This is a genomic window from Streptomyces sp. NPDC055287, from assembly GCF_053646035.1.
The window spans coordinates 659,896-674,801 of the sequence record NZ_JBSHNE010000001.1 but is presented as its reverse complement, the minus strand read 5'-3'; the positions used below and the strand labels follow the sequence as shown (position 1 = coordinate 674,801).

The 14,906-nt window shown below is 71.9% G+C and carries 11 protein-coding genes; 8 read left to right on the top strand and 3 right to left on the bottom strand.

Translation table 11 applies throughout. The features are described 5' to 3' along the window. The first annotated feature begins 11 nt into the window (after window positions 1-11). From ACWIHY_RS02920 to ACWIHY_RS02895, 6 genes are all read left to right on the top strand, one after another. Complete coding sequence (locus ACWIHY_RS02920; RefSeq protein WP_454373762.1) at window positions 12-422, top strand: cupin domain-containing protein; 411 nt, start codon at window positions 12-14, stop codon at window positions 420-422. Window positions 423-482: 60 nt separating this feature from the next. After that, complete coding sequence (locus ACWIHY_RS02915; RefSeq protein ID WP_454373761.1) at window positions 483-1,775, top strand: VWA domain-containing protein; 1,293 nt, start codon at window positions 483-485, stop codon at window positions 1,773-1,775. After that, complete coding sequence (locus tag ACWIHY_RS02910; protein WP_454373760.1) at window positions 1,775-2,572, top strand: hypothetical protein; 798 nt, start codon at window positions 1,775-1,777, stop codon at window positions 2,570-2,572. The genes ACWIHY_RS02915 and ACWIHY_RS02910 overlap by 1 nt, the downstream gene beginning before the upstream one ends. Before the next feature lie 164 nt (window positions 2,573-2,736). Next, window positions 2,737-4,050: an MFS transporter gene (locus ACWIHY_RS02905; protein WP_454373759.1), complete on the top strand. Its 1,314-nt coding sequence runs from the start codon at window positions 2,737-2,739 to the stop codon at window positions 4,048-4,050. Between the two features lie 5 nt (window positions 4,051-4,055). Beyond that, entirely contained in the window at window positions 4,056-5,282 is a 1,227-nt protein-coding gene (locus tag ACWIHY_RS02900) for an anhydro-N-acetylmuramic acid kinase (protein WP_454373758.1), read from the top strand. Between the two features lie 66 nt (window positions 5,283-5,348). Then, window positions 5,349-7,280: a M64 family metallopeptidase gene (locus tag ACWIHY_RS02895; RefSeq protein WP_454373757.1), complete on the top strand. Its 1,932-nt coding sequence runs from the start codon at window positions 5,349-5,351 to the stop codon at window positions 7,278-7,280. A gap of 231 nt (window positions 7,281-7,511) precedes the next feature. Here ACWIHY_RS02895 and ligA read toward each other — a convergent pair whose 3' ends face one another. Continuing rightward, entirely contained in the window at window positions 7,512-9,602 is a 2,091-nt protein-coding gene (gene ligA / locus ACWIHY_RS02890) for an NAD-dependent DNA ligase LigA (protein ID WP_454373756.1), read from the bottom strand. Between the two features lie 193 nt (window positions 9,603-9,795). Here ligA and ACWIHY_RS02885 point away from each other — a divergent pair, with 193 nt between their 5' ends. Next, window positions 9,796-10,518, top strand: a complete 723-nt coding sequence (locus ACWIHY_RS02885) for a transcriptional regulator (RefSeq protein ID WP_454373755.1) — start codon at window positions 9,796-9,798, stop codon at window positions 10,516-10,518. Between the two features lie 132 nt (window positions 10,519-10,650). On the opposite strand, the gene ACWIHY_RS02880 is transcribed toward ACWIHY_RS02885, so the two are convergent. Beyond that, window positions 10,651-12,105, bottom strand: coding sequence for a nucleobase:cation symporter-2 family protein (locus ACWIHY_RS02880; RefSeq protein WP_454373754.1), 1,455 nt, complete (start codon window positions 12,103-12,105; stop codon window positions 10,651-10,653). Window positions 12,106-12,429: 324 nt separating this feature from the next. On the opposite strand from ACWIHY_RS02880, the gene ACWIHY_RS02875 reads away from it, so the two are divergent. Beyond that, entirely contained in the window at window positions 12,430-13,653 is a 1,224-nt protein-coding gene (locus ACWIHY_RS02875; RefSeq protein WP_454373753.1) for an ROK family transcriptional regulator, read from the top strand. A 36-nt stretch (window positions 13,654-13,689) separates the two neighbouring features. On the opposite strand, the gene xylA is transcribed toward ACWIHY_RS02875, so the two are convergent. Next, the gene (gene xylA, locus ACWIHY_RS02870) at window positions 13,690-14,862 is read right to left on the bottom strand and encodes a xylose isomerase (RefSeq protein ID WP_454373752.1); all 1,173 of its coding nucleotides are present in this window, start codon (window positions 14,860-14,862) and stop codon (window positions 13,690-13,692) included. Between the last annotated feature and the right edge of the window lie 44 nt (window positions 14,863-14,906).

The following is a 14,906-nucleotide window of genomic DNA, read 5'->3' as shown; positions in this document are numbered from 1 at the left end:
ACGATGAAGCCATGACCACGAACGCACAGAACGAGCAGCAGGAACCGACCGCACTCGCCGACGCCCTCGGCTCCTTCGACGCACTGTGGAGCCCGCGCATCGTGACCCGCGTCAACGACTACGACGTACGCGTGGCCAAGGTGGCGGGCGAGCACGTCTGGCACGTCCACGAGGACACGGACGAGTTCTTCCAGGTACTGGACGGCGAGCTGACGATCGCGCTCCGCGAGGAGGGCGCGGAGCGGTCCGTGGTCCTGCCCACCGGGTCGGTGTACGTCGTGCCGCGCGGCACCTGGCACAAGCCGTCGTCGGCGGGCGGCGCGTCGCTCCTGCTGTTCGAGCCGACGGGCACGTCCACCGTGGGCGACAGCCACGACCCCGTACCGGCGCACGTGGACGCGACCACCGGGCACGCGCTCTGACGGACCGGCCCGCGAGACCGGCTTTTGGGGGCCGGAGGGGATCTTCAATAGGATCCGGCGATGATCACAAGAAAACGGCTGACGGCAGGGGCGTTCGGCCTGCTCGTCGCCCTGGCCGCCGGCCTCCTCCCGGCCGGCCCCGCCGCAGCCGCCGCTGCCGCCGACGAACCGGACTCGCGCGAGTCCCCCAAGGTTGAACTGGTCCTGGACGTCAGCGGTTCCATGCGGGCCAAGGACATCGACGGCCAGTCCCGGATGGCCGCCGCCAAGCAGGCGTTCAACGACGTCCTGGACGCCGTGCCGGACGAGGTGCGGCTGGGCATACGCACCCTCGGCGCCGACTACCCCGGCGACAACCGCAAGACCGGCTGCAAGGACACCCGGCAGCTGTACCCGGTCGGCCCGCTGGACAGGACCGAGGCCAAGACGGCCGTCGCCACGCTCGCCCCCACCGGCTGGACGCCCATCGGCCCCGCTCTCCTCGGCGCGGCTGACGACCTCGAGGGCGGCAACGGCTCCCGCAGGATCGTGCTCATCACCGACGGCGAGGACACCTGCGGTCCCCTCGACCCGTGCGAGGTCGCCCGCGAGATCGCCGCGAAGGGCACCCACCTGGTCGTCGACACCCTCGGCCTGGTCCCGAACGCGAAGATCCGTCAGCAGCTGACCTGCATCGCCGAGGCCACCGGCGGCACGTACACGGCCGTCCAGCACACCGACGAACTGTCGGGCCGCGTCAAGCAGTTGGTGGACCGCGCCGCCGACCCCGTCGTCAACCCGGTGGCGACGCGGGGCACGGACCGGTGCGTGGACGCGCCGCGGCTGAAGGCCGGTCTCTACACCGACCGCGAGAAGTTCTCCGAGCACCGCTGGTACCGGGTCGACGTACTGCCCGGCCAGGAACTGCGAGCCTCGGTCAGCATCGGCGCGGACCGTGCCGTCGACCGCGACTACGGCGTACTGGTGCGGGCGGTGACCACGCGCGGGCGGGAGATCGTGCGCGGCTCGGAGGCGGGGGACGGCCGTACGGACGTGATCTCGACCGGTCTGCGCTACCCGAAGGCACCGCTCGACGACGACATCGCCGACGAGGTGAAGCCGGCGGCGGAGACCGTGTGTCTCCAGGTCAGCAACTCCTTCTCGGCCCCCGCGTCCGTGAAGACGACGCCGGGCCTGCCAGTCGAGCTGACCGTCGACCTGGTGGACGGCCCCGACGAGGCGTCGGACGTCGCCTCCTTCGGTCTCGGGCACGGCTGGTGGCTGCTCGGCGTACTCGCTCTGACCGGCCTGCTCGCCGGTCTCCTGTGGGGCTGGATCTCGCGCTGGCGCTTCGCCGTATGGAGGACCAACTGATGCGTACGACGACACGCGTGCTGACCGGTGTCGTGCTGGCGGGCGCAGCGCTCTTCGGTACGGCCGCCACCCCCGTCCTCGCGGACTCGACGCCCTCGCCGGGCGTCGGCCGGGACGGGGAGGAGGAGACCGCGCCGACCGAGGCGGGCACCACCTTCCGGACGGCGACGAAGATCCGGCAGGACCAGCCGGCCACGGCCGAGGCGTCCACAGGTGACTACCTGTACTGGGTCTTCGACGCCGACGCGGGGCGTACCGCCACCGTGAAGGCCACGGTGAAGCTCCCGGAGGCCGCCGCCCGGCACGGCGCGGCCACCTGGCGGCTCGACGTGTACGACGGACTGCGCAGGCGCCAGGCGTGCGTCCACGGCACCCAGGCCGAGGCGGCGCCGAAGGAGACCGCCTCGGTCACTGTGTCCTGCACCCTGCGTACGGTCAGGGCGTGGGCGGAGCCGTGGGCCAACGATCCGCTGCCGGGGAGCTACTACGTACGGCTGACGGTCGCCGAACTGCCCCAGGAAGACCTCGGCCTGCCCGTGGGTGCGGAAGTCGTCGCGACGACGAAGGACGCGGGCGGTGCGCGGGCGGTGGACGGGAAGCTGTCGGTCCCGCTGGTGCCCGGTGCGTCGGACACGGGCGTCGCCGAGGCCGCCGCGGAGTCGTACGCGTCCGGCTGGTGGTCGTCGCGCTGGCTCTGGACCGTGGGCGGGGGCCTCGTCGGCGCGGCCGCTGCGATCGCCGGGTACACGATGACACGCGGGTCGGGGCGGCCCTCGCGGGTTCCCCCGGGCATCTGAGGCGCCGACGCTCGGGCGCCTGACGCGCACGCCGCGCCGAGCGGCGCAGCCGGCCCTGTCCCGTCTCCGTGGGGGCGGGGCCGGCTGCCGCTGCGGGGGGTGCGGCGTACGGCAGGTGGCGCACGGGACTTGTGGAGCGCCCGCCCGGTCAGCACGCTTTCCCCATGACCACTCCCGTGCATGGTCCGGTGCCCGCGACAGCCCGGCCGGCCCGCTCACGGCGGGCGCTGGTGGCCGGGTCCGTCGGCAACTTCATCGAGTGGTACGAGTTCGGCGTCTACGGCTACTTCGCCACGGTCATCGCGGCGCACTTCTTCACCCCCGAGGGCGGCAGCGACGTAGAGGGGCTCATCAAGACGTACGCGTCCTTCGCCCTGGCGTTCTTCTTCCGGCCCGTGGGAGCCGCGGTGTTCGGGCGGCTCGGTGACCGGATCGGCCGCCGTCCGACGCTCATCCTGGTGATCTGTCTGATGACCGGCGCCACCACGCTGATCGGTGTGCTGCCGACGTACGCCTCCATCGGCGCGGCCGCGCCGTGGCTGCTGACGCTGCTGCGGATCCTGCAAGGGCTCTCGGCGGGCGGGGAGTTCGGCGGCGCGGTGTCCATCATGACGGAGTTCGCGCCGCCCGGCAGGCGGGGACGGTACGGGGCGTGGCAGTCGTTCACGGTGGCGCTCGGACTGCTCGCGGGCGCGGGCACGGCGGCGGTCCTCGCGACCGTACTGACCGAGTCGCAGCTGAACGGGTGGGGCTGGCGGGTGCCCTTCCTGCTGACGCTGCCCCTGGGGCTCGTCGCGCTGTGGCTGCGGCTGCGCCTGGACGAGACGCCCGCCTTCTCGTCGGCCGTCGTGGCGATGAACGAGCCCGTGCGGCCGCCGCCCGTCGGCGACACGGTCCGGGCGATCGCGCTGGGTGCGGGGCGCCTGATGGGCTGGTCGGCGGCCGGCTACACCTTCCTGGTCGTTCTCCCTTCGTACCTCCAGAGCACGCTGAACGCCACGTTCCAGCAGGCGCTCGTGGCCACCGTCCTGGCCAACCTCGGGTTCGCGGCTTCCATCCTGCCCGCGGGCATGGTCAGCGACCGGGTCGGGCGGCGGACGGTGATGCTCACCGGTGCGCTGCTGGTCGCCGTGCTCGCCCTGCCGCTGCTGAATCTGGTGCAGGACCCGGGCGTTTCGACGTACGCGAAGGGGGCGGCGCTCTTCGGTGCGGGGGCCGCCGTCGGGCTGATGGCGGGGCCGGGGCCGGCGATGCTGGCCGAGATGTTCCCCACCAGGGTGCGCTACACGGGGCTGGGCCTCGCGTACTCGCTGTCCAACGCGGTGTTCTCGGGGTGCGCCGGGCTCATCATCACCGAGGTCGTCAAGCGGACCGGCGATGTCGACATTCCGGCCTATTACGCGGCGGTGACCTGCGCCGTCAGCGTGCTCGCGCTGCTGACCCTGCGCGGCGACGACCATCTGCGGGCGCTGCGGTGAGCGGCATGCGGGTGATCGGTCTGATGTCCGGCACGTCGTACGACGCCATCGACGCCGCTGCCGCGGACCTCACGCTTGACGGCGACACTCTGGTCCTCACTCCGCTGGGCGTGATCAGCTCGGTGTACGACGACGATCTGCGGGCGGCGCTGGCCGGGGCGCTGCCGCCGGCCGGGACGACGCTGGCCGCCGTGTGCCGCCTCGACACGCGGATCGGGCAGGCCTTCGCCGCCGCCGCTGTCCGGGCGGACCGTGAACTGTGCGACGGGCGCGCCGACTTGATCGCCTCGCACGGACAGACCGTCTACCACTGGGCCGAGGGCGGCCGGGTGCACGGCACGCTCCAGATCGGCGAGGCCGCCTGGATCGCCGAGGCGACTTCCCGCCCCGTCGTCTCGGGCTTCCGCCCTCGTGATGTGGCCGCCGGGGGCCAGGGCGCGCCGCTGGTGAGCATCGTCGACGTCATGTGGCTGCGCGGACGGCCGGGGGTGCCCGTCGCGCTGAACCTCGGCGGGATCGGCAACGTCACGGTGGCCGCGGACGGTGCGCGTGGCGAACCGCTGGCCTTCGACACCGGGCCCGCCAACGCGTTGATCGACGCGGCGGTGCGGGAGCTGGCGGGCGACGGAGCGGCGCACTCGATGGACATGGACGGCGCGCTCGCCGCCCGGGGCAGCGTCTGCCCGCCGCTGCTGCGACGGCTGCTGGACGAGCCGTACTACGCCGGGCCCCCGCCGAAGACCACGGGCAAGGAGCTGTTCCATCTGCCCTACTTGCGCGCGGCACTGGACGGTTTCGGCCCGTTGCCCGCCGAGGACGTCGTCGCCACGCTGACCCGGCTCACGGCGCGGACCGTGGCCGACGCCGTCCGGCCCTTCGGTGCGACGGAGGTGATCGCGTCGGGCGGCGGGACGCGCAATCCGGTGCTGATGGAGTGGCTGCGGGAGGAGCTCGGCGGTGGGCCCGGAGCCGGCGTACCGCTGCGCACGTCGGACGAGCTGGGGCTGCCGTCGGACGCCAAGGAGGCGTACGCCTTCGCCGTTCTGGGATGGCTGACCGCGCACGGCCTGCCCGGCACGGTCCCTTCGTGCACCGGCGCCCGGCGCGCGAGCGTCCTCGGCTCGCTCACCCCCGGCGGGCCCGGCCTGCGCCTGCCGGAGCCGGTGACCACGGCGCCCGTCAGGCTCACTGTTTCCGCCACGGGCAACTCCGGCCCCTTTACTGGACATTGACCGCACCCGTACGCTCCCCGCCACCGCGTGATCACCAGACGGACGGCAGACGGAGGGTGTACCACCATGAGACTTCGCAACAGACCCGCGCTGCTGACCGTGGCGGGGGCGCTCCTCGCCGCCTGCGCCATCGGCACCACACCGTCGGCCACGGCGGCGTCCGTACCCACGGCGTCCCACCCGGTGACCGAGAACGCCGAGGTGGTACCCGTCCAGCAGACGGGCCCGGCCGACAAGCGCTTCAACCTCGTCCTGCTCGGTGACGGCTACACCGCCGGCGACATGCCGGGCTTCCGTGCCGACGTCGACAAGCACCTCAACGTGCTGTGGAGCATGGAGCCGTTCGCTTCCTACCGCTCGTACATCAATGTCTGGGCGGTGGAAGTACCGTCCGCCGAGTCGGGCGTCGACTGCGATCCCGGCCTCGACGCGCCGCGCCGTGACACCCCGCTCGACATGGGATTCTGGGGCGGCTGCAATCCCGCCAGTGTGCAGCGGCTGCTGTCCATCGACTCGACGGCGGCGAGCGCCCTGGCCGATCTGATCCCCGGTTCGAGGAGTTCCAACCGGCAGATCGTCGGGCTCGCCAACAGCGCCACGTACGGCGGTGCGGGCGGCACCTTCGCCACCGCGTCCGGCGGCAACGCGCTGTCCTCGCTCATCACCCCGCACGAGATCGGCCACTCACTGGGCAAGCTCCAGGACGAGTACGACTACTACGCACGCGGCGTCCCCGGCGGTGCGTACGAGGGTGGGGAGCCAAGCTCCGCGCACCACACGCTCCTCACCGAGGAGGAGATGCGCGACCGGCAGCAGAAGTGGTGGCGCTGGCTGGGCGAGCGCAGCGACTCCGGCGGCGTCATCGGGCGCCACGAGGGCGGCATGTACCAGACGAAGGGCGTCTGGCGGCCGAGCAGGCACTCGATGATGAAGACCCTGGGGTACGCCTTCGACCAGGTGGAGCGGGAGGTGATGACGCAGGCGATCTCAGCCAAGGTGAACCTGGTGCAGGGCCACACGCCGAACGACGAGCCGATCGGCGACGACCGGACGGCGTGGGTCGACACGCTGCACCCGGTGGGCGGGGCACTCGACACCGTGTGGCGGCTGGACGGCCGCGAGGTGGACGGTACGGCGGGCGGACGCAGCCTGGACCTGCGGCGCCTCGGCCTCTCCGAGGGTCGCCGCCACACCCTCACGGCGACGGTCCTCGACCCCACTCCGTTCGTCCGGGACCCGGAGATCCGCGCCTCGGCGGCGCTCACGCGCACGGTCACGTGGACGGTCGATCCGTCCCTTTCGACGCAGCCGTCGTCCGCCTCGTCCGCCACACCGGAGTTCACCGGTCACACCGGCACCGCTGCCCCGGTGGGCGCCGAGTCGGTCGTGTACGCGGACACCACTCATCCCACGGTCCGCATCCCGAAGGTGCGGTGGACGCTGGACGGCCGGCCGGTCCGCAACCCGGGCAACGACCGCGACCTGGATCTGGGCGCGCTGGAACTGCGCCCCGGGAGCCACACGCTGAAAGCGCGCATCGCGGGTACGCAGCGGACGCTGGTTTGGACGGTCGATGCGACGCCCGCGAAGGCGGCGTACGAACTGTCCGAGCCGCTGCGCACGGTGCGGCGGCCGGGAAAGCCGGTGGAGTACGTCTATGACGGGCCGTTCACGATGAAGCTGACGGCCCGCGACGATCAGGACGGGTCCGTGGTCACGCAGTTCCGCGTCGACGGCGACGGCTGGTACACGTACTTCGGCTGGCCGACGGACGCGGACGCCCCGTTCCGGTTCACCCCGGGCGGCACGGTCGTCGACGACCTCGTCTACGGCAAGCTCGGCACGCCGCGTGTGGTGCCGTGGGACGACGCGACTCCGGAGTACGGCACGCACACGGTCGAGTACCGCACGATCGACTCGGCGGGCAACACGGGCCCGGCGAAGGCGTTCCGCGTGACGCTGGTTCCGCCGGGGGCGGGCTCGGGCCGCGACCGGTAGGGGCGCGGGCGGGGCGGGAGGGGCGGGTGCCTGCGGCGGGTCTGGTCCCCACCCGCCCCTTCCCGCTGTGACACGTTGCGGCTCCGCCGCGTGAGGGGCTCCGCCGGAGGGGCTGGGTTTCGCCGCGGCACCGATCCAGCCCGTCCGGCGTTCGTGGACACGCCCGCAGGGCGTCCCGAGTCCGGGAATTGCCCCGGGCCGGGGGGACAGGCCCGCCGCGGGCGCTGTCCCCTAGTCCTCCGGCAGCGCGTCCGCGACCATGGCCGCGAACTCGTCCGGGGTCGCGATCCGCACGCCCAGGTCCTCCGCCTTCGCGCGCTTCGAGCCCGCGTTCTCACCCGCCACCACCAACGCCGTGCGCTTCGAAACACTGGACGACGCCTTGCCGCCCGCGCGCTCGATGACCTCGTTCATCTGGTTCCGGCTCAGCTTCTCCAGCGGCCCGGTCATGGCGCCGGTGACGACGACGGTCATGCCGGCGAGCGGCCCCGCAGGCAGCGCCGCTTCGTCTTCCGCTGCCGCCTCCCCCTCCGCCGGCGGCGTCGCCCCCGGCTCCGTCATGTTCACGCCCGCCGCCACGAGCTTGGCGATCAGCGGGCCCAGTTCGGCCAGCTCGGCCACGATCACCGGCGCCTTCTCCACCCCGATGCCCTCCACCCGCTGCACCGCCGCCGCGTCGGCCGCCCGCAGGTGATCCATCGTCGCGAAGTGCCGGGCGATGCGGCGGGACATGGAGCGCCCGGTGCCCCGCACCCCGAGCGCCGCCAGGACGCGGGACAGCGGGCGGGTCCTCGCCCGGTCGATACCGGCCAGCAGATTGTCCGCGCTGGTCTCGCCCATCCGTTCCAGCGTCAGGAGCTGCTCACGGGTGAGGACGAACAGGTCGGCGAAGTCGGAGACCAGACCCGCGTCGACGAGCTGGACGACGCGGGTCGTACCGAGGCCCTCGATGTCGAGCTGGTCGCGTCCGACGGCGTACGCGATGGACGCCACCACCCGGCAGTCGCGGCCGCGCACACACCGCCAGCGCTGCTCGCTCGCGTCGATCTCCGAGCCGCACTGCGGGCAGGATTCCGGGAAGACGATCGGCTGTTCGTCGCCGGTGCGCAGATGCGCGACGGGCGCCTCGATGCGCGGAATGATGTCGCCGGCCTTGTAGACCATCACCTGGTCGCCCAGGCGCAGATCGCGGCGCGTGATGTCGGCCGGGTTGTGCAGCGTGGCGTAGGTGACCGTGGAGCCGTCGATCTCCACCGGTTCCAGGACGGCGCGCGGCGCGATGATCCCCGTACGTCCGACGTTCCACTCGACGGCGATCAGCCGGGTGACCTTCTCGACGGCGGGCAGCTTGTACGCGATGGCCCACCGCGGCGCCCGCGAACCGGCCCCCGCCTCACGCTGGTCCGCGGCCGAGTCGGCCTTGACGACGATCCCGTCGATGCCGAACGGCAGCTCGGCGCGCAGGGCCGCGATCTCCTCGACCCGGGCCTGCACCTCGTCGGCCGTGGCCGCCGTGCGCGGCGGCACGGCGCTGTCCGCGGCGGTGTGCACGCCGAGCGCGGCGACGCGCCGCAGGATCTCGCTGTGCGGCCACTCCCGCAGTCCCTCGCCGAGCTCGCCCGACCCGGGGAGCGGCAGGGCGCCGTACGCGAAGAACGTCATCTCCACCGTGTACGGGCGGTCCTTGGCGCGCAGGGTTCCCGCCGCACCGTTGCGCGGGTTGGCGAACGGCTCGCCGCCGTGCTCCGTACGCACCGCGTTCGCCTTCTCGAACTGCTCGGTCGTCATGAGGACTTCGCCGCGCACCTCGAAAGTGGCCGGCTCGGTCAGCTCGCCGGGCAGGCCCACGATGGTGCCCATGGCGTGCGACACGTCCTCGCCCGCCGCGCCGTCGCCGCGCGTGATGAGCTGGACGAGCTTTCCGTGGCGGTAACGGGCGGCGATGGCGAGGCCGTCCAGTTTCGGCTCGACGCTCCACCGCTCCACCGGCCGGCCGAGTCTGCGCTCCAGGGAGGCCGCCCAGGTGGTGAACTGCTCGGCGGAGAACACATTGTCCAGCGACAGCATCGCCACGGTGTGCGGCACGTCCCCGACCGCCGCGCCGCCGGCCACCTTCCCGGTCGGGGATTCCGGAAGCACCTCGTCCGGGTGCTCCTGCTCGTACGCCTCGATCAGCCGCACCAGCCGGTCGTACGCGTCGTCGTCCAGGGCGCTGTCGCCCTGGGCGTAGTAGGCGGCGGCCGCGCGGGTCGCGGTCTGGACCGCCTCGGCGTATGCGGCGGTATGTGCGAGAACGGCAGAGGTGTTCGTCATGCCCTTCATCCTGCCTCCCACCACTGACAACGCCCTTGATCCCCGCAGTGGCGGCCGTGGCGGCCCACCTTCGTATCGAAGGCCACTAGGCGGTTCGTACCACTGGACCTTCTGTTAATCTGCCCGCTCCTGGATGTTCGTCCACCTGTCCGTCTCCCCCCAAGCGCCCATGGTCCGCAGGGTGCAGCGAGGTGTCTCGTCCGTGTACAGCACTCCGTTTTCCCCCGCAGAAGCCAGAGCCGCGCGCGCCCGGATGGGCCTGACCACGACTCAGGTCGCCCACTCCATGGCCGCGTGCGGGGCCCCCGCCCACCCCGACCTGATAGCCGGCTGGGAGCAGGGCACCCATGTGCCCTCGGAGTCGCAGCTCTTCGCACTGGCCGATGTCCTGTGGTGCACCTCGACCACGTTGATGGGCGTCGAACCGCGGACGCTCGCCGAGCACCGGCTCGCCAAGCTGCTGAGCGTGGAGCGGCTCGCGTACCGGATCGGCATGGACGCGGCCGAGTACCGGGCCGCCGAGGCGGCGCAGCGCTGGGACGGGGATCCGCGCCGGACCAGGGCTCTGGTGGACGCACTGGGGCTCTCCCTGCGGAAGCTGATCGGCATCATGGGACGGGTCGACGAGCTGGCCGAGCATCTGAGGACGGCCGTCGACGGGCGGTGGAAGGCGCATGTCGCACCGGTGGCGGAGATCGTGTGCGTCGACGAGACGCTGGTGGGTGACGCGCTGCGCACGATGCACGCGGAGTTCGCGGCGTTCTCCGAGCGCTACATGGGCCATCTGGTGGCACGCAACGACGACTCCCGGCTCAAGGAGATCGCGGCCGAGCGAGCCGCGTTCCTGCGCCGGCTGGTGGACCATTTCTGGGAGCTGATCGGCGAGGCGGGCGACGAGCCGCCGTTCAACGTGATGGGCCGCTGACCGGCGGCGTACCCCGCACACACCGCACGCATTCCGACAGGCCGACTGCGCCGCACGCCCCCGCGCCGACACGCCGGTCGCGGGCCGGTGAGGGACTGAACAGCCCTCCCGGCCCGCGACCATTGGCGCGGCTCAGCGGGTGGCGGCGCCGAGGTAGGGCTTCGCCGGGGCGTCCGTGTCCGCCGGTTCTTCCATGTCCTCCCAGTCGATCTCCATCGCCTTGCGGCGCGTGAAGACGTTGAAGAACAGGTTCAGCGTGATGGCGGTGAGGCCGCCCAGCGTGATCCCGCTGTCGAGGACCGCCTGTGCGTCGTCCGACAGCCGGTCGAAGAACGTCGGGACAGTGGTGGGCAGCAGGGCGGCGCCCAGGCTGACGGCCAGGATCAGGGCGTTGCGTTCCTCCCGCAGGTCCACCTTGCCCAGGATCTGGATGCCGACCGCGGCGACCATGCCGAACATCGAGATCGCCGCGCCGCCGAGCACGGGGGGCGGAATCGCGGCGACCAGACTGCCCGCCTTGGGCAGCAGCCCCAGGACGATCATGAAGACGCCGGCCGCGACCACGACGTACCGGCTCATGACTCTGGACATCCGCACCAGGCCGATGTTCTCGGCGAACGCCACGTACGGGAACGAGTTGAGAACGCCCCCGAGAACGGTCGCGACGCCGTCGGCGCGCAGCGCCCTGGCGACGGTGTCGCCGTCGACCTTCTTGCGGGTGATCTCCCCGATGGCGTACACGTCGCCGGTGGTCTCCACCATCGTGATCAGCATGACGACGGTCATCGCGACGATCGGCAGCAGCTCGAACTTCGGCATGCCGTAATGGAACGGCGTACTGACCCCGAACCAGTCGGCATGGGTCACCGCGCCGAAGTGCGCGTCGCCGACCAGCCAGGCTACGGCCGTACCGCCCACGAGTCCGAGCAGCACGGCGAGGCTGCTGAGGAACGGCTTGCCGACCCGGACCAGGGCGAGGATGAACAGGAGCGTGCCGAGCGCGTACGCGAAGTTCTTCGGATCGCCGTACTCCGGTTCGCCGATGAGCTGGGATCCGCCGGCCGCGTCCTGCAGACCCACCGGTATGAGGGTGAGCCCGATGATGGTGAGAATCGTGCCGATGACGACCGGCGGGAAGTACTTCACCAGCTTGCTGAAGAACGGCGCGAAGAGGAACGTCGCCATGCCCGCCGTGATCACCGCGCCGTAGACGACGAGCAGACCCGCGGTGCCGCCGCCCGCGCCCAGACCGATGGCGATCATCGGTGAGACGGCGGTGAAGGTGACGCCCTGGACCAGCGGCAGCCTGGCGCCGATCCTCCAGACGCCGAGGGCCTGGATGATCGAGGCGACACCGCAGGTGAGCAGGTCCGCGTTGATCAGGTACACGAGCTCCTCCCGGGACAGGCCCATGGCGTTGCCGAGGAGGATCGGGACGATCACGGCGGCCGCGTAGAACGCGAGGACGTGCTGGAAGCCGTAGAGGGTGAGCTTGGGTAGCGGGAGCAGGTGGTCGACCGGATGGGTCTGCTGCCGGGAGAGGTTCCGGGCGGACTGCCGGGCGGACTGCCGGGAGACTCGTGCCATCTCTGCCTTGCCTTCGCGAGGTAGGTGATTGAGAGAGGACCGCCGCCGTCGAGTCCCGGATGGCGGGAGGGAGGGCGGATCGGCTCGTACGGAAGCCGACGTCTGGCGGAGTTGCCGACACCACGTCGCCCTGCACTACACATTGCGTCCTGGATTGACAGGACTTCCTTCGATTGACACACCAAAGCCCGGTTCACCCATGGGATCCGCAGGTGGTGTCGATCGGAGCGCTCACCTTAGAGCAACCTCGTCGTTCCTCGCGAGTAACCGGCGCTCCGCCCGGACGGAGGGCCGCCGCACGGCGTCGCCTAGGCTCTCGGTGCCATGAGGAGCAACCCCCCGCGCCTGGAACCCAAGGCCGACAAGGACACCGTGCGCAGACACAATCTGAGCCTGGTGCTGCGTGCCGTCCACGACGGCGGTGAGGCGACGCGCGCCGGGGTCGCGGCCCGGGTGGGGCTGACGCGGGCCGCCGTCTCCTCGCTGGTCGAGCAGCTGCTGGACAGCGGATTCGTCACCGAGTCGGGGAAGACGTTCAGCGGACAGGCGGGCCGGCCCGGCACCGTCCTGCAGGTGGCGCGTACAGGTGTCGCGGGACTGGGGGTCGAGATCAACATCGACTACGTGTCGGTGTGCGTGACCGACCTGTCCGGTGACGACCGGGTGCGGCTCACGGAGCACACAGACAACCGGGGCGAGCGGCCCGCCGAAGTCCTGGCGCGCGCCGCGTCGATCGCCTCGCGCGCACTGGAGTCGGCGGCCGGGCTGGACCTGCGGCCCGTCGGCGTACAACTGGCGCTGCCCGGTCTGGTGTCCGGCGGTACGGTCCGCCAGGCACCGAACCTGGGCTGGAACGGGGTCGCGGCGCAGGAGATCTTCGCGCGGGCGCTGACCGTACTGCTGCCGGGACGACGGATGCTGCCAGTGGGTTCGGACAACGAGGCGAATCTGGCGGCGCTGGCCGAGCTGTGGTTCGGCGGCCTGGGCCGCGAGCGTACGTTCCTCTACCTGAGCGGGGAGATCGGCGTCGGGGGCGCGCTCGTCCTGGGCGGCGAACTGCTGCGCGGCGCGCACGGTTTCGCCGGCGAGATCGGGCATGTGGTGGTGGACCCGGCAGGGCCCGAGTGCCGCTGCGGCTCCCGGGGCTGTCTGGAGCAGTACGCCGGCCAGCGGGCGATACTGCGGGCCGCCGGCATCGACGAGAACGCCGGGCTGCCGGGTGTCACGGAGCTGGAGTCGCGGGCGCGCGCGGACGACGCCCGGGCGGTCGCGGCGATCCGCGAGGCCGGGGCGATGCTGGGCCTCGTACTGTCCGGCGCGGTGAATCTCTTCGATCCGGACGCGGTGGTGCTGGGCGGGATCTACCGGACGCTGATGCCGTGGCTGTCGCCCTCCGCCGGCGGGGAGCTGAACCGCCGCGTGGTGTCCGGCCTCTGGTCCGGCGACAGCGGCCGGCTGCGCGCCTCGTCCCTCACGGGTGACGCGGCGCGCGGCGCGGCGGCGCTGGTCGTACGGGATGTACTGGCGGACCCGGTGGCGTACGCGTAGGGCGGGCCCGCGGTCCCTCGCGCCTCGGAGCCGCCGTTACTGGCGTACGCCCAGCAGGTGGTCCAGCGCCAGTTGGTCCAGGACCTCGAACGACATGCTCCGCCCGGCGGCCGCCGTGACGTCGAAGTCCTCGTACGCACCTCGGTCGGCGAGCAGGGCGGCGAGGCCGTCGGCGGCGGTCGGTCGGGCGAGGTCGTCGAGCCTGGAGGCGCGCAGGGCGTCCTGGACCGCCGGGTCGGCGCGGAAGGCGGCGGCCCGCTCCTTGAGGATCAGGTAGTTGCGCATGCAGCCGGCGGCGGAGGCCCAGACGCCGTCGGCGCCGTCGGTGCGTACCGGCTTGAAGTCGAAGTGGCGGGGGCCCTCGTAACCGGCCGTCTCCAGCAGGTCGACGAGCCAGAAGGCCTGGCGCAGGTCGCCGGCGCCGAAGCGGAAGTCCTGGTCGTACTTGATGCCGGTCTGGCCGTTGAGGTCGATGTGGAAGAGCTTGCCCGCCCACAGGGCCTGGGCGATGCCGTGCGGGAAGTTGAGGCCGGCCATCTGCTCGTGGCCGGTCTCGGGGTTCACACCGACCAGTTCGGGCCGTTCCAGGCGCTCGATGAAGGCGAGGGCGTGGCCGATGGTGGGGAGCAGGATGTCGCCGCGCGGCTCGTTGGGCTTGGGCTCGATGGCGAAGCGCAGGTCGTAGCCCTGTCCGGTGACGTACTCGCCCAGCAGGTCGAAGGCTTCCTTCATACGGTCGAGGGCGACGCGCACGTCCTTCGCGGCGCCGGACTCGGCGCCCTCCCGGCCACCCCAGGCGACGTACGTCGAGGCTCCGAGTTCGACGGCGAGGTCGATGTTGCGGATCGTCTTGCGCAGCGCGTAGCGGCGTACGTCGCGATCGTTGGCGGTGAACGCGCCGTCCTTGAAGACGGGGTGGGTGAAGAGGTTGGTGGTGGCCATCGGCACCTTCATGCCGGTGGCGTCCAGTGCCTGGCGGAACCGCTTGACGTGCGCCTCGCGCTCGGTGTCCGAGGAGCCGAAGGGGATGAGGTCGTCGTCGTGGAAGCTCACGCCGTGGGCGCCGAGGGCAGCGAGGCGCTGGACGGACTCGACCGGGTCGAGGGCGGGGCGGGTCGCCGTGCCGAAGGGATCGACGCCCTGCCACCCGACGGTCCACAGACCGAAGGTGAACTTGTCGTCGGGGGTGGGGGTGAAACGCTCCGACATGTGACCGGCCTCCATTTGTTTGTTGACATGACTAATACTGCACG